The organism is Pseudoalteromonas sp. PS5 (assembly GCF_004103255.1).
Lineage (GTDB): Bacteria > Pseudomonadota > Gammaproteobacteria > Enterobacterales > Alteromonadaceae > Pseudoalteromonas > Pseudoalteromonas peptidolytica.
In genome coordinates, this window is record NZ_RCSQ01000036.1 from 19,443 (window position 1) to 39,028 (window position 19,586).

16 protein-coding genes and 1 pseudogene are annotated in these 19,586 nt (G+C 44.0%); 9 read left to right on the forward strand and 8 right to left on the reverse strand.

Annotated features, from left to right (window positions below; translation table 11 throughout):
- Positions 1–90: 90 nt before the first annotated feature.
- Together D9603_RS04710 and D9603_RS04715 are read right to left on the reverse strand one after the other, a co-directional pair.
- Positions 91–1,596: a tryptophan halogenase family protein gene (locus tag D9603_RS04710; protein WP_128730460.1), complete on the reverse strand. Its 1,506-nt coding sequence runs from the start codon at positions 1,594–1,596 to the stop codon at positions 91–93.
- 40 nt (positions 1,597–1,636) lie between these two features.
- The gene (locus D9603_RS04715; RefSeq protein WP_128730461.1) at positions 1,637–4,291 is read right to left on the reverse strand and encodes a TonB-dependent receptor; all 2,655 of its coding nucleotides are present in this window, start codon (positions 4,289–4,291) and stop codon (positions 1,637–1,639) included.
- A 316-nt stretch (positions 4,292–4,607) separates the two neighbouring features.
- Here D9603_RS04715 and D9603_RS04720 point away from each other — a divergent pair, with 316 nt between their 5' ends.
- The 4 genes from D9603_RS04720 to thpR all read left to right on the forward strand — a co-directional run bounded on the left by D9603_RS04720 (position 4,608) and on the right by thpR (position 6,881).
- Positions 4,608–5,474: an AraC family transcriptional regulator gene (locus D9603_RS04720; RefSeq protein WP_128730462.1), complete on the forward strand. Its 867-nt coding sequence runs from the start codon at positions 4,608–4,610 to the stop codon at positions 5,472–5,474.
- A 150-nt stretch (positions 5,475–5,624) separates the two neighbouring features.
- Positions 5,625–5,993 (forward strand): helix-turn-helix domain-containing protein, encoded by a 369-nt coding sequence (locus tag D9603_RS22050; RefSeq protein WP_241651581.1) that lies wholly within the window; start codon positions 5,625–5,627, stop codon positions 5,991–5,993.
- On the forward strand, positions 5,968–6,348 hold the full coding sequence (locus D9603_RS22055) for a hypothetical protein (RefSeq protein WP_241651582.1): 381 nt from the start codon (positions 5,968–5,970) through the stop codon (positions 6,346–6,348). The genes D9603_RS22050 and D9603_RS22055 overlap by 26 nt, the downstream gene beginning before the upstream one ends.
- A 14-nt stretch (positions 6,349–6,362) precedes the next feature.
- Complete coding sequence (thpR, locus tag D9603_RS04730) at positions 6,363–6,881, forward strand: RNA 2',3'-cyclic phosphodiesterase (protein WP_128730463.1); 519 nt, start codon at positions 6,363–6,365, stop codon at positions 6,879–6,881.
- A gap of 3 nt (positions 6,882–6,884) precedes the next feature.
- Here thpR and D9603_RS04735 read toward each other — a convergent pair whose 3' ends face one another.
- The 4 genes from D9603_RS04735 to D9603_RS04750 all read right to left on the reverse strand — a co-directional run bounded on the left by D9603_RS04735 (position 6,885) and on the right by D9603_RS04750 (position 10,655).
- A complete protein-coding gene (locus D9603_RS04735; protein WP_194086949.1) occupies positions 6,885–7,538 on the reverse strand; it encodes a hypothetical protein in 654 nt (217 codons plus the stop codon).
- Positions 7,502–8,251 carry a hypothetical protein gene (locus D9603_RS04740; RefSeq protein WP_128730464.1) on the reverse strand — a complete coding sequence of 250 codons (750 nt, stop codon included), beginning with the start codon at positions 8,249–8,251 and terminating at the stop codon, positions 7,502–7,504. Before D9603_RS04740 ends, D9603_RS04735 begins: the two co-directional genes overlap by 37 nt.
- Positions 8,252–8,274: 23 nt before the next feature.
- Complete coding sequence (locus D9603_RS04745; protein ID WP_128730465.1) at positions 8,275–9,561, reverse strand: LysM peptidoglycan-binding domain-containing protein; 1,287 nt, start codon at positions 9,559–9,561, stop codon at positions 8,275–8,277.
- 230 nt (positions 9,562–9,791) lie between these two features.
- The gene (locus D9603_RS04750; protein WP_128730466.1) at positions 9,792–10,655 is read right to left on the reverse strand and encodes a LytTR family DNA-binding domain-containing protein; all 864 of its coding nucleotides are present in this window, start codon (positions 10,653–10,655) and stop codon (positions 9,792–9,794) included.
- A gap of 168 nt (positions 10,656–10,823) precedes the next feature.
- Between D9603_RS04750 and D9603_RS22060 the strand changes: the two genes are divergently transcribed.
- Together D9603_RS22060 and D9603_RS22065 are read left to right on the forward strand one after the other, a co-directional pair.
- Positions 10,824–11,534, forward strand: a complete 711-nt coding sequence (locus tag D9603_RS22060; protein WP_241651583.1) for an acyltransferase family protein — start codon at positions 10,824–10,826, stop codon at positions 11,532–11,534.
- Positions 11,535–11,548: 14 nt separating this feature from the next.
- Positions 11,549–12,022, forward strand: coding sequence for a hypothetical protein (locus tag D9603_RS22065; RefSeq protein ID WP_241651584.1), 474 nt, complete (start codon positions 11,549–11,551; stop codon positions 12,020–12,022).
- 202 nt (positions 12,023–12,224) lie between these two features.
- Here D9603_RS22065 and D9603_RS04760 read toward each other — a convergent pair whose 3' ends face one another.
- Together D9603_RS04760 and D9603_RS04765 are read right to left on the reverse strand one after the other, a co-directional pair.
- Entirely contained in the window at positions 12,225–13,550 is a 1,326-nt protein-coding gene (locus D9603_RS04760; protein WP_128730467.1) for an ATP-binding protein, read from the reverse strand.
- A gap of 11 nt (positions 13,551–13,561) precedes the next feature.
- Entirely contained in the window at positions 13,562–14,965 is a 1,404-nt protein-coding gene (locus D9603_RS04765) for a sigma-54 dependent transcriptional regulator (RefSeq protein ID WP_125250835.1), read from the reverse strand.
- Between the two features lie 249 nt (positions 14,966–15,214).
- Between D9603_RS04765 and D9603_RS04770 the strand changes: the two genes are divergently transcribed.
- The 3 genes and pseudogenes from D9603_RS04770 (at position 15,215) to D9603_RS04780 (ending at position 19,581) form a co-directional block, all read left to right on the forward strand.
- Positions 15,215–16,468: an efflux RND transporter periplasmic adaptor subunit gene (locus tag D9603_RS04770; protein ID WP_125250790.1), complete on the forward strand. Its 1,254-nt coding sequence runs from the start codon at positions 15,215–15,217 to the stop codon at positions 16,466–16,468.
- A 10-nt stretch (positions 16,469–16,478) separates the two neighbouring features.
- Positions 16,479–17,185: pseudogene (locus D9603_RS04775) on the forward strand (ABC transporter ATP-binding protein).
- Complete coding sequence (locus tag D9603_RS04780) at positions 17,185–19,581, forward strand: ABC transporter permease (RefSeq protein ID WP_128730468.1); 2,397 nt, start codon at positions 17,185–17,187, stop codon at positions 19,579–19,581. Before D9603_RS04775 ends, D9603_RS04780 begins: the two are co-directional and overlap by 1 nt.
- The last annotated feature ends 5 nt before the right edge of the window (positions 19,582–19,586 follow it).

The window sequence follows — 19,586 nt, forward strand, 5'->3', positions numbered from 1 at the left end:
TAAATAAACAGGGGTGATGGCGTGAAAATTTCGCTTGTGGGCAGACAAACAAAAAGATCAAGGGGAACCTCACCACCACCCACAATTGGGTTATGCACTGCGTTGATCGCTTAGCAGCAATTGCTGCAATGCCTTGGTATGAGCAATAAAATGCTTGTCGCTCAAGTGTGTTAGGTATGCTTTTGCGGCAAGCTCAATATGTGTTGGTGCTTGCTCAAAGGGCATTTGGCAGCAGCTGTCGCGATGATCCATTCCGCCAAGTAAGCAGTACCAGCTTGGACGAATATAAGGTGACTGAGATCTGTGTTGGTGCAGCCAAGCGTCAAAATCGCCGCCGTCACACCAGTGCGTGAGCAGCGCATCAAGCTCGCGTACATTCAACGCTGCGGCTTTGGCGTCTTGCCAATACTGAGTATCTGTACGCTTGCTGGTAGCGTAATGTGCCAGTACATATTCTTTAATACCGAGCACCAGATCAGATAGTTGTTGATTGATGGCTTGTGCCTCAAGCTGTTGCGAAAGCAGGCGATGTAATAATTCAATGCTATAGCCTGTGACCATCAGCGCGGTGGCTTCGAGTGGCTCGATAAAACTCTGTGCAAGGCCAATGGCAAACACATTGCCTTCAACACAACGTGCCATCATGCCCACTTTCATGGTGAGGTGCTTGGCGGGTCCGGTATCAAGTTGCGCGGCTTGACGCAGTTGAGCCTCAGCCTGTTGGGCGCTGATATGTGCGCTGCTATACACGTAACCATGCCCTGTTCTGCCTTGCAGTGGGATTTGCCAGCGCCAGCCACACGGCATAGCGATAGCCGCTGTGCTTGAGGGCAGTGGGGTTATTTTATCCCCAGCAATAGCGATGGCTGAATCATTGAGTAGTTGGTCAGAAAAGGAAATAAAAGGCACTTCGAGCGTTTTTTCTATCAATAGTCCGTTAAATCCTGAGGCATCGACGTAAAAATCACTCTTTATTTGCTCACCTGACTCCAGCGTCAGCGCGATAACTGTTTGGGAGTCATGCTGTACGCTAGTTACTGTGCTTTGTCTGTGCTTGACGCCTCGCGCTAGGCTAAATGCACTTAACCATTGTGCAAGCTTTTGCGCATCAAAGTGATAACCGAACTCAAGCGCTCTTGGTAGTGGTTGTTGTGGTATCGGTGCTTGCTGCTTGTCGGCAAGTACCGCCGCCAAAAAATAATGCTCAGGCTTATCAATATACTCACTACCACGGCGTCTTGCATTGGCGTTGACAAAGTAGACTTCTGCGGTTTTTGCATCCATTTCTGAAAAAAAGGGATGGAAATAGCCGCTATTGTCGCCATTCCAGTTATCAAAGTAGATCCCCGTTTTATAGCTTGCCTGACATGCAGGCATCCAATCGCATTCTTTTACTCCAAGGCTCTGCATAAAATGCTGTAAATGCGGCGTTGAGCCTTCACCGACACCGATGCTGGCAATGTGTGGCGACTCAATCACTGTGACGGATAAAGTAGGTTGATGCTTAGCAAGATAGGCTGCACACATCCAACCCGCAGTACCGCCACCAAGAATTGTTAGTGACTGTATTGTTTTTGTAGGCAAATGAGTTTTCATAGACAAATGACCCCAGCCGTCAACGACTGAGGCTCCAAGGTTAGAACTTATAGCTAACGCCAAGATAATAACGAGTACCAAATTCAATGGTATTTTGGGTTAAGTTATACTTAGTATCGTAAGACTGGATAACTTCATTGGTCAGGTTTACCCCCTCCAAGCTCACATCTAAGTTATCCAGTGCGTGCCATACCAAAGACGCATCCCATTGCTGGTAGCTGTCGTTGCGCACAGCTTGCGCCGCACCTAAACCAATCCATTCACTGCGCCAGTTATAAGCGATACGTGCACTAAATTGCTCGTTTTCGAAAAAGAGTGAGCCATTGAATGAGTTTTCAGATACACCCGGCACCATTTCTTTTGTATTATCTGGTGTAGTGGTTTCACTATCCACGTAGGTGTAGTTAGTAATAAAGCCAAAGCCATTATCAAAGCTATGTTGAAGTTGCAGTTCTATTCCAGTTACATCACCGTCTCCGTTACTACGCGGGCGCGTGACTCGGCATTGATCATATTTAGAAGGGTCGGTTCCGCATCCGTCTACATATTCAACGGCTTCTGTAGAAAAGACAACGTTGTCAATCTTTTTCACAAAAACGGCTGCTGAAAATAACGAAGCTGAGGTAAAGTAATATTCAACACCAATATCCGCTTGATCGGCTTCGTATGGTTTAAGGTTGGGGTTACCACCTTTGGCTGAACCAAAATTCGCATCAATCGCCAGACCTGGTTTTAAGTCGTTATAATTGACTCGAGACATCACGCTAGAGGCAGCCGCACGGATAATAATGTCGTCACTGAAGTCATAGGCGAAGTTGATGCTGGGCAGCCAGTTATCATAGTCTACCGTTTCATCAAAGGTTGTATTATCGACATAACCGGTGGACTGCTGTTCGGTGTCTATATAGCGTAAGCCGATATTACCGCGGAAGTTTTCACCGCTGAAGTCACTTTGCACATAGATGGCGAGCACATCTTCTTCAACATGATAGGTCTTACCAAGATCTTGCTGCTCGATCAGTTCACCCGCTTCATATTTTCCAGTAATGAAATCCCACCACTTGTCTTCATCAAGCTTGGCATATGAATTCAGAATGTGGCCACCCGTTTGTGAGTGCAGATCGGTAAAAACACCATCACTCCAATTGGCTAAACTATTTCCATCAGGCACAAAGCCGATAACATCAGCAGGGTTTCGTTGCAGCGCGATACGTGAAAATTCATTTTTGTTTACTTTGACGCCTGCTTTGATGTTCTTGAAGTAATCATGTTCTAGCATCCATTTAATATCTGCTTGTGCATAACTTACTTCATGCTCTTGAACCGTCGTTTGGAAGTTTGATTCATGAGCAAATTTGAGCTGGGAGGCATCGGTCGGATCTAGCGAATCAAACCAAATTTGATAAGGGCCTGTGGCATCATAAGTAAAGCCACCATCGGTACTATTTTGACCATTAGGGAAAGCAGGATCGCCAATTTTGTCTCCTTCATCGGTTGCTGGGATCCACCAACTTGAGGAGCCAAACTGCGTACCACCATCCGAAGTAGAGCGACCAATCACGCCACTAACCTCAAAGGTATCACCGACATATTTACCACTGAGGTTTAAGACATCAACTTCCATGTTGACAGCGTTACGTATCGTGGGGTTATAGATGATTGATGCGTAAGCAGGTAATACCCTTGCGCGTTCAGCGCCGCCTGCATCATTGGTAGTGACATCCGTCGTTCCTGCCCCACGACCGGTAACAGTAAGGAAGTTATGGTTAACATGTGGGTTGTCGAATTCAAAGTTAAAATAGTCTACTGTGAACTCGGTGTTTTCACTTGGTGCAAATTGTGCGGTGAGCTGTGCGCTGGTACGCTCCCGTTCGGCTCTAAATGCTTGGGAGCCAATTGCCCATGCCGAGATATGTGATACTTGATTGGTATCTGGATTGGCTTTAAATTGTTCGCCATAAGAGCCGATGGATTCTATGACATGGCGTCCAGAGGTTAACCGCTCTAATGAATATGCGGCTAAGACACCAAATTTTTCATCGTCGCTTTTCCAGCTACCCAAAAACGAGCCACTTAAATCATTTTCATCATACAAAGTGGAGCGACCAGCCTCGGCTGATACCATATAGGTGTGGGCCGCTAAGTCTAAAGGTTTGCGCGTGACAAGGTTTACTGTACCGCCTAAAGCACCTTCTTCAATGTTTGCTTCCGGTGTTTTGTAGACATTCACTGCGGCTACTTGCTCTGCTGATAACAGTTCCATGTTAAATGTTCGGGTAGATGGCCCCAAGTCATACCAATCGGTACTAGCAACGGACTGACCATTTAATAAAATACGTGATTGTTCGGGGGCAGTACCACGGATAGTAACGCCACTGACTTCGCCATATTGACGCTCAACTGTGACCCCTGAAATACGCTGAAGTGCATCACCAATGTTTTTGTCAGGGAACTTACCAATATCCTCCGAAGTGATGGCATCGACAATGCCATCGGCAAAGCGTTTGGTATTCATAGAGGCTTCAAGTGAGCGGCGTATACCTCGAACTTCAATCACTTCAACATTTTCTGTGGCGCCTTCTTCCGCAGCGAGTGTGGATGGCGATAAGGTGAGTAAAAAAGGCGATAGGGTACTTGCTGTCACTATGGTGGCAAGCTTGTTTAATTTAAATTGCTTCAACTTAGTTGTTTTCATTGTTCTGCCCATTGTTCCTATTTGTTGTTGGCAGAAACTAGGGTATCGTCTTGGATGTTTTTTGAGCGGTATCTTTCTATCTACTAATGATACTTTTCACGCTTAAATAGGAGGTATTTGACAAAAATACTTCACTGCACTTTGGGTTATCGCTATATTTCGATAGATTAATATTGTTTAGTGATTGAATTTGCATGATATGTAACTAGGTGTAATGAGTGGTGGTTATAAAAACTTATAACATGCAGATTTTTAATAGGTTTATTAAAGCTAGCAGGTGTTGAGTTTTATTAGCCCACAGTAAAAGGAAGTTGCTATGCGAGCGATGTACGAAAAAGTGCTGCCATCTCCCGGGTGTTCATGGCGTTATTGCCTATATCAATTGCCGGAAATTCCTTTTAATTGGCACTATCACCCAGAATATGAGATCTGTTTGACGCTCAACAGTGTCGGTGTATGTCATGTGGGCGATCACATTGCGCCTTATGAAGATTTAGATTTGGTTATCTTAGGTCCAGATCTGCCGCATACTTGGCAGTCAAAACCTAATCCTGATCACTCTGCTCATGTTGTTCACGTCGCGCAAATTCCCGCGCCTTGGTTAGAATCTCTAGTGGCGCAGCATCCAGAACTACATGGCTTATCTGAGTTATTAAATGCTGCACGACGTGGCGTTAAGTTTCCTGTGGAGGTCGCAAAACAAGCCAAAATCTGGTTTGAGCAAATAGCAAATGCTGAGCCGCTAATGCGCTTTGTATTACTACTTGAAATGCTCACCTTGATGACAACATCAAACTATCAACATTTGGCTAGTAGTGGTTTTCGCTTTGACCCTCGCCATGATCCTGCCAAGGATAAGTTCGATAGAGTAATTGCCTATATTTATGAGCATTATACAGACAAATTGAGTGCGAATGACCTTGCCCAGCAAGTGCACATGAGCACCAACCATTTCCATCGTTTTTTTAAAAAGCGTACGGAGCGCACTGTCACAGAATTTATTAATCAGCTTCGGATCGCCAAAGCATGTAAGCTTTTGATTAGTTCAGCTTCTCCCATCAGCGTTATTTCGGATCAGTGTGGCTTTAATAACATCTCTAACTTTAATCGCCGTTTTCAAGCACTAAAGGCGTGCACACCTAGCGAGTTTCGCGCGCGGCTGCATCAAAAAGCATTATATTAACCGCAACCTTGTAGATAAACGCACAAGCAATCGTGAAATTTACGTAATGTTATGATATTCATACTTATTCCTGAATATTCAACTTGGTATTTATCAAGGAATTGCCAAGAATGTGCCGGGTCGCAACAATAATAAACGAGGATGACCGTGATGACACTAGGACACTTTATTAAACAGATCCGTACACAAAAAGGTTTGAGCCAACCACAGCTAGCAGAGCAAATGTGCGTTGAGCAAAGCTATTTATCGAAACTAGAAAACGACAAGTCTGTACCTTCTAATGAGGTATTTAGAAAGTTACTGACAGCGCTTAATTTATCTTTAGATGAATGTATGCAAACCTTATCAGCACAAGGGAAGCGTGAAGAACTAAGCCAAATACCAGATATAGAGTATTGGTATAAGCAACATCAACAATCAAAACAAAAGCAATATAAGCAACTTGCAATGCTAGCAGTGTTGTTAGTGTCTCTCGGTGTAGGGCTATTTTGGAGTGGCTACAAACAGACTTTTTTTTAGTGAAAAACTGTTTGAATATCAATCTCAGGGAGTATTGCAAGCTGGCGAGCCCGTTGAGTTATACAACAAATGGCACGCATATCTCGTTCCTCATAGTAAGAATGGTGACCGTGAGTTTTTTGAGCAAGTTCAGCTTGCCATGGCAAAGCGCTTAGACAAAAAAACAGTATTTTTATCAGATTACAGAGGAAGTGCTTATACCGAATCGGTAACCGATGGTAGAAGGCATTATCGTTTTCAAGGGTCTACATTTAGTAAGCGAGCAGAGAATGCCTGGCTGCAATTTATTGGCTTATTGTGTTTCTCTGCTGGGATTATGCTAACTTTAGTAGGGAAACGGTTAGTTAAACCTTAAGGTAAAGGTGTGAGATGCAAAAGCGATTATTTTTTGGTATTGGCATGGATGACGACGCTCGCGCACATATCGGCCAGTGGCTAGTCGATAGCGTGAGTGCCAGCAAAGCCAATACACAACCGAATAATTGGCATCTTACACTGGCATTTCTGGCTATGGTGGAAGAGTCAAAAGTGGCCGAACTGTGTGATTTTGCCAGCACCCTAACGGTGCCTAAATTTATGCTGTCATTTAGCGAACATGGTTACTGGCAGCACAATGGTATTTTTTATTTAAAGCCGGAGCAAAAGCCACAAGCCTTGCTAGATTTAGCCAACCCGCTACGCGCTTTTGGAGAAAAGTGCGACTTGTATCATAACCCGCATCCATTCTCACCCCATATCACGTTATTTAGAAATTGTAAGCCAGAGCCGACTGTGGCAAAGCCAATAGCGCCCTTTTCGCTGACGGTAAAAAAATTTCACCTCTACCACTCTCACCGTAATACGCAGGGCTTGATTTACGACCCTATCGCGTCCTTTTTTCTCAGCTAAAGGTTAAAATAACCAGCGTTTAAGCTTTTCAAACAAGATGCTAAACCATCCCAGCTGATAGCGGTTGTATTTACGACAATTAAGGAACAAGCGTTTAGTTGCTTCATTTCGAGCAGGGCTAATATGGAGGCGGCTACACTCTTGGCTTGCCTGTTTCCAGTCTTGTGTGCTGATGGCATTAATCAACTTAGGAAACGCTAAAAACAGTTTGTTTGTCCCTAGGTTATAAGCCATATCAAGAAGTGCATGCTTCGCAGGTGTTGGGAGCTTGTGATAAGGAATACAGCCAACAGCTTGTTGCTCGAGAAAGTGTGCCAGTGCACTCTCAAAACCTTGAATGTGTTTGATCAGTAGCTGTTTTGAGGCGCTCGGAGGCAGTGTCAGTTCAGTATATTGTGCATACCAAGAAGCTTTGTAGCCTGTGGGTTTGCTTTTAATCCGGCGGTACTCATCGTGCTTTTGTTGCAAGGTTGCAGCACGCTTAGCGCGTCTGTCCTGCATCGGCAGCTGACAAAATTGCTCAATAGTTTGCATATGAAAACCAACGCCTATGGTTGGATTACCATTTACGTCTAAATAAAGGTGAAATACTTCACCTTCAAATTGCAGTAGGTGACGTATTACTTGTTGATAGAACTTGTCGGTATGGTCGAACAACTGGGTACCTCAGTGATCACCGCTTTCTCATTGGTGATATAGCATTCTTTAAGTATAGAGCAGTAACAGGCCTGTGCTTTGAAAACAGATTTATGATCATCAATTTTATCCCATAATCCACGATTAAAATTACTCTTTGGCATGGTGAAGATATTAAAACTATCACCATCGGCAAGGAGAATTTTTTGTGGCTCGCTAGAGACATACCAGCCAAACTTTTTTAGATAGTTGATGTTAGACTCTTCATCTTGTGCGTCTCTTAATGCCGCTTGATAAGCATGTAGATTGCAACAGGCATCCATTAACTCGGTGACATCATAATAGGTTTCACCGTCCAATTCGTATTTGATGTGATGGATCACTGCGGGGCCGGTGCCTGAGTTACGAATGTCGACTCGAATAGTGGCTTGTGTCGAGTCTAAATCAAAATTACTGTAGCTAAATTGCAACCAAGGCCAAGTTTCCGTTTTGAGCTGTTTTTCAGCAGCTGAAACCTGCTCTTGTGCCGCTTTGGCTTGCAAGTACGTGGCATAAAAAGAGGCCGCAGAAATAAACATCGCGCAAAGCGCTAAAATGGTGTTCATCTTTGAGCGAGATAGCTTGAACCGCCCATGCGTTTGCCTGTTCTTGTGAGGCTGTGGTGTTAATAGCGCACTCGTGGTCGTGTCGCTGTTGTGCTCAGAAGGTACATTATTATTATTATGTTCTGACATGTTCATCCTATGCGTATCTGGGATTATGGTGATAGGAATACTTGTAAAGTATCGCCAATATTCAGCGTGTCGGATGACAGCTGGTTCCAATGCTTGAGCTTGGCAACGCTCACATTAAATTGTTTTGCAATGCGCCATAAACTATCACCGCGTTTAACACGATAGTCCAGCTGTTTGTCAGCTAAGATAGGTAAAATCAGCGTTTTGCCAGCACGGATCCGGTCGCTTTTTAATTGATTGAAAACCTTTAACTCAGCCACCGTGACTGAGTAGCGTTTTGCGATGCTACTGAGGGAGTCACCACGACGAATGGTGTACTGCTGCCAAGTATCAGCTGGCACTTTTGGTAAACTGGCGAGCATGTTTTGCCACTCCGACACCCGTGCTGTTGGGATGACTATATGCTCAGGGCCTGCAAGCAATGCAGGAAAACGCGCATATCCTGGATTTAGTATCTCTACTTCTTTCCAGCCTTTAAGGTCTGATAAAACCGCCTGTTGCTCAAGTTTGATAACGCTGATTAACGAACGGTTGGGGATCTTAGGAAACTTCATCAAGTCATGCTTTAGCAGCTGTGAGGCTGCAAGTAATTTGGGTACGTAGTGTCTGGTTTGGCGCGGGAGCTTCAAATGAAAAAAGTCAGTTGGTTTACCTGCTTTTTTATTACGTTCAATGGCTGCGAGCACTCGGCCTTCACCGGTATTATAAGCGGCAATAGCATGATACCAATCACCATCAAAACGCTTGTGTAGGTACTGCAAAAAGTCCAATGCAACCCGGGTCGAATCGACAATATCTTGGCGACCATCATACCAAGCATTGATCTTGGCACCATAATGCTTGGCAATCAGGGGGGTGAGTTGCCACAACCCCGAGGCATGTTTATGGGAGTAGGCTTGGGTGTTAAAATCGCTCTCGATTAATGGCATCAAGGCAAGCTCTATGGGCAGACCGCGTTTTTCCACTTCTTCAACTAAATAATACAATAAAGGCGCTGCACGTTCGCTGATGGTATCCATATAGTTTGGGTGCTTGAGATACCAGTCAATTCGCTGCGTTACGCGTTTGTCGTTGGAATCAGCAAAGCTGAGCTGGTGTTTAATTCGAAGCCATAAATCATCCGTTTTGAGCGGATCATATGGTGCGTTATCTGTGGCCTTTACTTCCTTTTTCACAATATTTTTTGGCTTTTCAACGCTTGTTTTTACAGCGTTATCTGGCCTTGAATCATGCTGCTGAGGGTGTTGTATTTGACTACAGCCATTTAGCAGTAAAATCCCAACGAGTAGTGGAGTGATAAGGTTTTTCATAGCGCCTTTTTATTATCCTTTTATTATGCAGTCCATGTAGAGAGCCTGAACCACATAAGATTGTATATAAGTTCGGTGCAAATGCAAAAATAGACACCTTACTTGCTGCGGCTGTGTAGTGTAGAGCGGTGAAATGGATACAAAATGAACTTTAGCGTTACAGTATTTAGCATTGAGCAATAATATTGACGCAATCAACTTTAGTAGCGTGATGATTGCGTACTGTTCACTTATTCAAGACGTAGCTGTTGCTTAAATTGGGCTTTATAGGTTCGCGAAAGCGTTAAGACTTTCCCACTTTGCAATGTGATTTCGCTGTCACCGCTGGCGAGTGGCGTAATACTCACTACTTGAGAGACATTAATAGCAAAAGAGCGATGGATGCGAACAAAGCCTACAGGGTCTAAGCGCTGACATAATGCACAAAGCGTTGAGCGTAGGGGATAAATGCGACCATTTACGTGTAGATTGACGTAATTTCCAGACGATTGTAACCACTCAACCTCTTCAACTTTAACGATAAACTCTTTACCAAGTTTACGTACCAACAAATGATGAATTGGTTTTTGGAGTGCTTCATCGTCATCACTTTGCTGCTTTATCGGTGATGCTTCGCCGAGCATATGAGAGACACTAAATTGATAAGCTTTTATGAGTGCGATAAAGAACACAAAACTCCAAGCATCTTTTTGATATTCATAGATAAGTTCAAACCAAGAAAGGTGGAAGTTGTAATCTAGTTGCAAGCCAAAATAAATCGTTTCGCGTAATAACACCATGATGCCAACATGGCCACAACAAAATAACAGTGAGGCAATAAAAAAGCTAAAAGCGACGTTAACAGGTTTATGCCACTGCCAAGGAAACGCGTTTAAATACCAAGATATGGCAGGAATTAAGGTTAGACTGGCAATTGCACTGGTATATTCCCACACAAATGGTTCCCACAGCGCAAAATCGAGCATTGCATCTCGTTTGGCATCCATGATCTGAGTAATGGCGTTTAAGGTGTTATTAATCGCCAGAAAGAGGGCGAGAAGCACGATAGCCATCAACGGATGATATTGCTGAATAAAGGTACGTGAAAACATCATGGTTTAATTTTTTCTTTTACTCTAGCAACTGGACGCAAAGCGGTCACTTATTTTATCCCACTATTCCACGGCTTATCCCTAGTTGTTGTTATATAAGCAAATGTTTGCTTTTTTATATACTGTTTTGGCGCATCCTGGAGATAAGTTTACTTCTAAAAAGAAAGCAAGATGGAGCATTTAAACAGGCGAGTAGAGCTGGACTGGCTACGTGTTATTGCATTTACGATACTCATTTTTTATCACACCGCCATGTTATACATACCTAATTGGGGTTTTCACTACAAGAGTGCTTATTCATCGGTGTGGCTAGAATATTTAATGTTACTGATCTCGCCATGGCGAATGTTGCTGATCTGGTTTATCTCTGGTGTTGCGCTTAGATACATTTTTGATAAACAAGGGGCTGGTAACACGGTACTCTTTCGCACGCCTTTGTTATTACTGCCGCTGTTATTCGGTATATGGGTCGTTGTACCTGTGCAACTTTTCGCTGAAATGCAGCAAAATGCTGGATTAACATTTGGATATGTCGACTTCTACAAACACTTTATTGAGCTAGACAGCCCTTTGTTTAGTCAATATCAACGCGGTATTTGGCCTCATGTAGACGTTAACCATCTTTGGTATTTGCGAGCGCTATGGTGCTTTACTGTGCTTCTTGCTGTGCTGCATATTGTTTTGACCTCAAAGCTTCACGTAATGTTTCTGCATTTGAGTGCGTTACGTTGGTCAACTTACGCGTTGAGCATACTGGGCGGTGCAAGTTTACTTTGGGCTCAGTTAGCACTGGCGGGAGATAGCCAAAGAGAATTTCAAGGATTTGTGTTTTTGCTTGCCGGTTACCTGCTTGCCAAACGGCACATTTTTGGGCTTGGCTGACTTGCCACAGTAAAATGTTGATATGGATTTTTACACTTAATGCGATGATTATACTGCTTTTATATCACTTTTACTGGTTGCAAGACTCGCTAACTCCTTTCATTGTTTGGTGTGGTAGCATTATTTTGGTTTTACAGCGCGTGTGTGCTGTTTTGTTGGTATTAGCATTGGCAGCGCGTTATCTTACCCGTTCTCATCCACTGCTTACGAGACTCAATAAAGCGGTGTTTCCTATTTATCTCTGGCATCAAAGTGTGATCATTGCCTTAGCGCTTTGGCTTAGCCGATATCAGCTAGGTGGTTTGTTAGAGAGCTTGGTCGTGATCATAGGAACTCTGTTATTTTCGGGGTTGTTGTTTTGGCTGGTACCAAAGTTGGGTTCCTTTGCAGTGGTGATGGGGTATCGTGCTAATTCGCTAACAAGCAATAAGTTCATTTGGGGACTGGGCTGTTTGTTATTGCTACCACTTATCTTACGGATTATTTAATCTGAAGTTTGAATAAGTAGCAGCTTTGATAATGTCATTTAGCCTTGTGGTTTTGGCAAATCAATGACAGTCGGTAGGCGCTATGAGTACTTGCCTAGCCATCTGGTTCTTAAAGCGCGGTAGGCTGAGTATTGCCTGCTATGCTTTTCCCTTCTTTAATTTTGTTCAAATTACGCTTAAGCGCGAAGCTGAGTCCTGCGTATTAACCAAACACGCAGCGAAAACAGGCTCCTTGCTTACGTTGTATGTATACTAATTCGCCACCATGGTTGAGCATGATTTGTCGCGATAAGCTTAACCCGATCCCCGACCCTTGCTGCTTAGTGGTAAAAAATGGTACGAAAATCATATCTACGACATGCTCTGCGATACCTGGGCCGTTGTCGCTGATTTCAATGTAATGCTGACCTGTGCCATTGACGCCAGTTTTTAGCACAATAAATGGGGGTTGTTGAGGTGCTCGGGCTGATTGATGATGCAATACCTCCATCGCATTTTTAAGTAAGTTGATAAGTACTTGCTCTATTTGTGCTGGGTCCAGCATCACTAACTGATCATGGTGAACATCTAGTTTTATGCTAAGGCCTGCGGCGTCACAGCTGGGTTGATGTAGTTGATAAATCCCTTTCACCAAAGTTGCGAGTTGGCAAGGTTGTAATTCGGGGCTTGGTAGGCTGCTGACTTTTCTAAAGCGGGCGATGAATTCACCGAGGTACTCTGTCCGTTTTGCAAGAGTACGAAGCGCGAGTGCAAGATCCTGTTTATCTTCTTTGTCGTCAAAACTTAAGGATTCAGGCAATAAGCTTTCACAGGTTTGCGCAATGGAGGCTAATGGAGTAATAGAATTTGCCACTTCGTGGGTGAGCACTTTAGTCAGGCGCTTGTATGCTTGTTGCTCTTTATTTTGCAGTGCGTCTTTAATGGATTGTAGCGTTACTATTTTACGGATCTGGCCTTGGATCTGCGCCGATGTTATTTGTATAGACAAGTTGTCTTGTTGCTCGCCATACTGCCAATTCGCGATTGTTTTTAAGCGGTTATCACATTCATGGATCAGTGGTGCTATATGCGCTAAGTCCTCAATATGATTAATGGTTTTGCCGAGCAAGCGAGGTACTGCTGGGTTGGACTCAATGACATTCCCTTTGTTGTCAAAAACCAGCACCGCTAAGTCAATATGAACTAATAGCGTTTGTAAGAAATGTGCTTGCTGCTGGGCAATAAAGTGCGCGCTTTGGAGCCTATCTTTTATTTCTTCCAAGAGTGTTCGCATGGGATGATGTTGACTCAAACCTAGAGAGCTATCACCGTTAGCAAGAGACTTAAGCACAAAGTGCATATGCTTGTTTTGCTTATTAAATTGATAATATAAAGACAGCACAAAGGCACCAGCAATTAGGGTAACGAGGAGCCATGTTGCTGAGAATCCTACTTGTATATACAAATAAAGTGAAGCTCCGCTGCTCAGTAATAGCGCAAAAATAGTGAGCATGAAAATGACAGTTGGGTGCTGGGTTAAGCGAACCATATCGTGCACACCTACAAGTTATACTTATCTAATCGTCGATACATGGCACCGCGCGTTAACCCAAGTGCTTTTGCTGCACTTGATACGTTACCTTGATAGTGCTTTAACGCTGCCCGTACCGTGCGCTGTTCGATTTCCTCTAGGTTGAAGGTGTCAGTTATCTGGGTATCGTCTCTCCCTTTGGAGTCGGTTGAGGGCGACGGGCGCGCTGCGGTATTGATAACTGTGCTGATGTCCAAGTATTCACTTTCACTTAAGATCACCGCCCGCTCTATCGCATGTGCCAACTCTCTTACGTTACCCGGCCATGGATATGCTTGTAGGCTTTGCATATCCATCGGGTTTACCTCAAGTTGTCTTTTATATTTTTGGCAAAAGTGGGCTAAGTAATAATCCACCAACAGCGGAATATCTTCAGCGCGCTCACGAAGGGGCGGGAGGCGGATCTCTATGGTGTTGATCCGATATAATAAATCTTGTCTAAATCGACCTTCGTCAACGGCTTGTTGAAGATTGTCATTGGTGGCACAGATAAGCCGTATATCTACAGAAATGGGCTTACTGCCTCCTACCGGCGTCACTTGTCGATTTTGTAACGCTGCCAACAATGTCGCTTGTTGGGCTAGGGGGAGATTACCCAGCTCATCTAAAAATAAACTGCCTTGATGTGCCAACTCGAAACGACCAACCTTATCACTTTTGGCATCGGTAAATGCGCCTTTTTTATGCCCAAATAGCTCACTTTCGAACAAACTCTCGGAGACTGCGCCCATATCAAGACTAATAAAGGCATTGTGATGACGCATACTCGCCTGATGAATTGCATGTGCGGCGAGCTCTTTGCCAGTACCACTTTCACCAGTTATCAAAATATTAGCGTCAGTTTGCGCAGCGCGCTCAATAGTGCGAAACACCGCTTGCATCGCCGGACTTTGACCTAAAAAGGAAAATTGATGACCTCCAGATTGATTGAGCGCTTGGTTCAGCCCTTGGGTCTGGCGAGTTAATTTACCTACTTGTTGTTTATCTTTGGCGTGCGCGAAGGCAGCCGCAACAGCACCAAGAAGCTGATCGTTTTGCCATGGTTTAGCGATAAAATCTGCGGCACCGGCTTTAATAGCATCAACGGCAAGTTGTATATCGCCGTAGGCAGTCATTAGCAGCACTACAATGCTTGGGTCTTGTGCGACGATTTTCTGTAACCAGTAAAACCCTTCTTTGCCACTGATTGCGTCTTGACTAAAGTTCATATCCAGTAAGATCACGTCTATTTGTTGCGCGTTGATTTGCGCTTCAATATCAAACGGATTGTCTGTTGTGAGGACTTGTTGATAGTGCTTCTTCAGCAACAATTTTGCTGCAATGAGAATATCGGTGTTGTCATCAACGATTAATACGGTGCCTTCCTGCTTCATATCCTGAGTGCTTTGTTTTTCTTTTAGCGTACCGCATTCGCTCAAGTGGCGTCCACGAAAAGTGTTCATTTATGGACAGGCTAAGCAATTTAAAGTGTTCTATTTTCGGACACTCTTGGTATGGGGATATTCTTTTTTCTCTATTAAGTTATTGTTATTTAAGTTAATTCTTACTTTGGCACAGAGCTTGATAACAGTTACAGATATAACCAGAAATAAGCTAACCGACATAGAACAAGAGGTGTGATTATGGATAAGAAAATTGAACGTTCAGGATTACAAAAACATCTAAAAAAAGTGATTGCAGGGGGCGTGCTATTAGGCGTTGCTGCGGCTGCATTTGCCTTTACCAACACCGCTTCTTCCGGTCGTAGTCAAAACTTATCGCTCAGTAGCGTCACGGTCGCTACTGTCAACAAAGGTGCATTTATTGATGCCCTCAGTTTGCGTGGTCAAGTTGTACCAAAGACAACGATTTATCTCGATACCATTGCAGGTGGTCAAGTTGAAGAACGTTTAGTCGAGCAGGGCGAATATGTGGAAGCCGGTCAGCCGTTAGTAAGACTGAGCAATACCAGCTTGCAGCTAGATGTCATGAGCCGAGAAGCGCAGGTAACTGAACAGCTTAACTTCCTAAGAAACACCCAAATGACGATGGAAACCAGTCGCCTTAATTTACGCCGTGACTTGCTGGAAATTGACTTACAAATTAGCCATTTAGAACGTCGTTATAAACAGTCAAAGCCGCTTGTTGAAAAGGGCGTGTTGGCAACCGATAGGCTCTCTGAAATTGAAGATGATCTCACCTACTACAAAGCGCGCAAAGAGTTAACATTAGAGCGTCAAGCACAAGAAAACTCAATTCGTCAGGTACAAGTGGAGCAATTAGAAGACAGTGCTGACATGCTGCAAAAAAACCTACAGTTTGCGCGTAAAAATCTTGAGAATCTGCTGATTAAAGCCCCTGTTTCTGGATACTTGAGTGAGCTAGACGTTGAAATTGGTGAGTCCAAAGGCAAAGGGGCGCGTTTAGGTCAAATTGATATTCCAAATGAATACAAGCTGGTTGTCCGCCTCGATGAGTTTTACTTAAATCAAGTACAGCCTGAGATGGCAGTCAATGTGATGTTGGACAGTGGCTCGGTTCACGCCAAGGTCAGCAAAATTGATAGCCGAGTGTCGCAGTCACAGTTTCAAATCGAGGTCGCTTTACCGAGTGGCCAAAGTGATATTAAACGCGGGCAAAGTATAGACATTGAACTTATGCTCGGCGGCAATAAAGAAAATGCGGTACTGCTGAAGCGCGGTGCATTTTTTACCAGCTCGGGCGGTAATTGGGTGTATGTCTTGTCTCATGATGGCAAAACTGCACAGCGCCGTGACATTCGCCTAGGCAAAAAGAATCAAGATTATTACGAAGTGTTAGACGGCCTCACACCTGGTGAGCAAGTGATCACCTCAAGCTATAGCAACTTCGACAAAGCGCAACAACTACATTTCTAAGGATATAACAATGATAAAACTAACTAATCTAAACCGTGTATTTCGTACTCAAGACATTGAAACAACTGCGCTGAACAATATCAATTTAGTGGTTAATGAAGGTGAGTTTGTCGCTATCATGGGCCCATCTGGCTGCGGTAAATCAACATTGCTGTCTATCCTTGGTATGTTGGATTCTCCGACGTCGGTCAGTTTGAATTTGCTGGTACTGATATTGCCGGTTATAGCGAAAAGCAGCTTTCACAACTGCGCAAAGCATCCATAGGGTTTGTTTTTCAAAGCTTTAACTTAATTGATGAGCTGACGGTATTTGAAAATGTAGAGCTGCCGCTGCAATACCAAAACATCTCGAAAAAGGAACGTAAGCAGCGTGTAGAACAAATCTTGAAACGCGTTGCGATAGATCATCGTGCCGACCATTTACCACAGCAACTGTCTGGTGGTCAGCAGCAGCGTGTGGCCGTTGCAAGAGCACTGGTGATCAATCCAAAGCTTATCTTAGCGGATGAACCGACAGGTAACTTAGACTCAAAAAATGGTGAAGAAGTCATGGCGATGTTGCGCGAGTTAAATCGCGAAGGCACCACGGTGATCATGGTGACACACTCTGAAAAAGAAGGCGGTTATGCCGACCGGCTTGTGCGCTTACTTGATGGCCAAGTCATGCTAGACAAAGCGAATGCACAAGGGCAGCCCCCGAAAAGTGAGGTAGCATAATGATAGCGAACTATCTTGTTACAGCGCTGCGTGCTTTTAAGCAGCAAAAACAGCACTTTGTGTTGAATGTTTTAGGTTTGAGCGTAGGGTTAGCAGCGGCTATTTTAGTGGCTTTGTTTGCAAAAAATGAGCTTTCTTATGATAGCCAGCAGCCAAATGCGGATCGTGTCTATCGGATCAGCCAAGATTTTTCTGAATTAGGGTTGGCTGTTGTGCCTATTTTTAATTATTCCAATGCAAAACTAGCGCTTGAGTATAGCCAAGTTGAAGACGTGTTTGGTTTGACCATGGTAGAGCTTACCCGTGAGGCGATGGTGGATGTTCGAGTGGGAGAGCAGGGGTACAAGCTAAATGCGCTTTACGGTGCGACGCCAAATATTGAAAGCTTTATTGATATAAACACCTTATCAGGAGACATGAAAAATGCTTTGAGTACGCCTAACAGCATTGCGTTGAGCGAATCTGAAGCGCTAAGAATATTTGGTAGTGTTGGTGTCATTGGTAACACCTTACAACATCAAAGTGGTCAATACACGGTACGAGCTGTATTTGCAGATCTCCCTGATAACACCCACTTTGCATTTAAAAACCTTGTTCACGTAAAGCATGACCCTACTAAGCTTGGCATGAATAGTAGCTATGTGTATGTGCGTCTTGCACCCAATACCGATGTTGCTGCATTGGAAAAGACCCTCTCAGAGCGCTACTACTATGAAGAGATGGCGGGCAAAATCTCGATTAAACTACATCCGCTACTTGCACTGCACTTAACGGCTAAGTCACCGTTTGAAATGAAAGCCGGTGGTGCGAAGCAGGTGGTCATGATTTGTGTGGGGTTAAGTGTGCTGTTGATTTTGATTGCAAGCTTTAACTTTATCAATATGACCGTAGCCCAATCCGCAAAACGAGCTAAAGAAGTAGGGGTACGCAAGGCGCTGGGTGCGAGTAAAACGCAGTTAGTGATCCAGTTTTTATCTGAGTCGGTACTTGTTGCACTCTTCTCAACCATACTGGCCTGTGTGTTGGTAGAGCTATTATTACCGAGTTTTAATGGCTTGGTCGACCGTGCTTTGTTTATTGATTATGTTTCACCTTTTGGTGGTGCGATTTTTGTGGTAGCGATGAGTGTTGGGATTTTAGCTGGTCTATACCCTGCATTTTTTATGTCGTCATTTAGTGCCAAGCGAGTACTGAGTGGCGATCTTCAGCGTGGTAATACTGCTATTTTTGTACGTAAGAGCTTACTTACTCTGCAAGCCTCTCTATCTATCGGTTTGATCATTGCATCAGCAACGTTATTGCAGCAGCTCGCGCATTTACAAAGCTTACCTTTGGGCTATCAAACAAAGCAGCGTTTAGTCATCTCGGAACTGCCTGTCGAGGACGTATTCACCAAGCAACCAAACTCATTGGTAAATCGCATTACTGCCATCGAAGGAGTCGAATTAGCAACGGTACTGGATACCCGTCTGACCGTATCAATTAATAACACGCTACAGCCAACGTGGCCTAATGGAGAAGCGTCCCAAAGTTTAACCCCTGTGATTGGCTCAGGGTTCAATATTGTTAAAGGGTTGGGGTTAACGTTATTGGCAGGACGCGACTTTAGCCCTGAATATAGCAGTGATTGGGCGTATCGAGAAAATGGCGTCACGAAAGTCAGCACAATTATCAGTGAACAAGTGGCCAAACAGGCGGGTTATCACAATGTCGCCGATATCATAGGCAAAACCATCAAAGATACGGGTCGCAGTGTGGATATGTTGGTTGTTGGTGTGGTTGAGGATGTCAAAGTTGGTAATACTAAAGATGCCAGCAGTAATATCATGTTTTTATGTGGATTTAGCTATTTATCATCAGTTTCAGAGCTGATTTTAACGATAAACCCGCACCGTTTGCCTGAAATTACCACCCAGGTCACGGCGGCGTTAGCAGACGTTGCTGATCTTTACGAACCAAAAATCAATCTGTTGGAAGATAACTACAAAGCGGTACTAAAAGCAGATGAACGAGTCTCACAAGTGGTGCTGATTTTTACCACTTTGGCTGTGTTTTTAACGTGTTTGGGCACATTTGGTTTGGCTTCTTTTGCAACGGTACGTCGGCAAAAAGAAGTTGCGGTTCGTAAAGTGCTGGGAGCATCAAGAGTCAGTATCGTTAATATTCTAGCAAAAGAGTTTTTAATGCTAGTTGCGGTGAGTGTCGCTATTGCCTATCCGGTTACATATTGGTTAGTAGGAGATTGGCTTGCAAACTTTAATGACCGTATTACTCAAGACTTTTGGGTGTATGGCATTGCGGCATTCGCGGTCGCGGGGATCACCTGGCTAACGGTTGCGACGCTTGCATTTAAAGCCGCAAGTATGCGTCCGTCATTAATTTTACGTTATGAGTAAAAGGT

Coding starts and splice junctions, on each gene's coding strand:
- D9603_RS04710 (WP_128730460.1), bottom strand. CDS start 1,596: ATGAAAACTCATTTGCCTACAAAAACAATACAGTCACTAACAATTCTT.
- D9603_RS04715 (WP_128730461.1), bottom strand. CDS start 4,291: ATGAAAACAACTAAGTTGAAGCAATTTAAATTAAACAAGCTTGCCACC.
- D9603_RS04720 (WP_128730462.1), top strand. CDS start 4,608: ATGCGAGCGATGTACGAAAAAGTGCTGCCATCTCCCGGGTGTTCATGG.
- D9603_RS22050 (WP_241651581.1), top strand. CDS start 5,625: ATGACACTAGGACACTTTATTAAACAGATCCGTACACAAAAAGGTTTG.
- thpR (WP_128730463.1), top strand. CDS start 6,363: ATGCAAAAGCGATTATTTTTTGGTATTGGCATGGATGACGACGCTCGC.
- D9603_RS04740 (WP_128730464.1), bottom strand. CDS start 8,251: ATGTCAGAACATAATAATAATAATGTACCTTCTGAGCACAACAGCGAC.
- D9603_RS04745 (WP_128730465.1), bottom strand. CDS start 9,561: ATGAAAAACCTTATCACTCCACTACTCGTTGGGATTTTACTGCTAAAT.
- D9603_RS04750 (WP_128730466.1), bottom strand. CDS start 10,655: ATGATGTTTTCACGTACCTTTATTCAGCAATATCATCCGTTGATGGCT.
- D9603_RS22060 (WP_241651583.1), top strand. CDS start 10,824: ATGGAGCATTTAAACAGGCGAGTAGAGCTGGACTGGCTACGTGTTATT.
- D9603_RS22065 (WP_241651584.1), top strand. CDS start 11,549: ATGTTGATATGGATTTTTACACTTAATGCGATGATTATACTGCTTTTA.
- D9603_RS04760 (WP_128730467.1), bottom strand. CDS start 13,550: ATGGTTCGCTTAACCCAGCACCCAACTGTCATTTTCATGCTCACTATT.
- D9603_RS04765 (WP_125250835.1), bottom strand. CDS start 14,965: ATGAAGCAGGAAGGCACCGTATTAATCGTTGATGACAACACCGATATT.
- D9603_RS04770 (WP_125250790.1), top strand. CDS start 15,215: ATGGATAAGAAAATTGAACGTTCAGGATTACAAAAACATCTAAAAAAA.
- D9603_RS04780 (WP_128730468.1), top strand. CDS start 17,185: ATGATAGCGAACTATCTTGTTACAGCGCTGCGTGCTTTTAAGCAGCAA.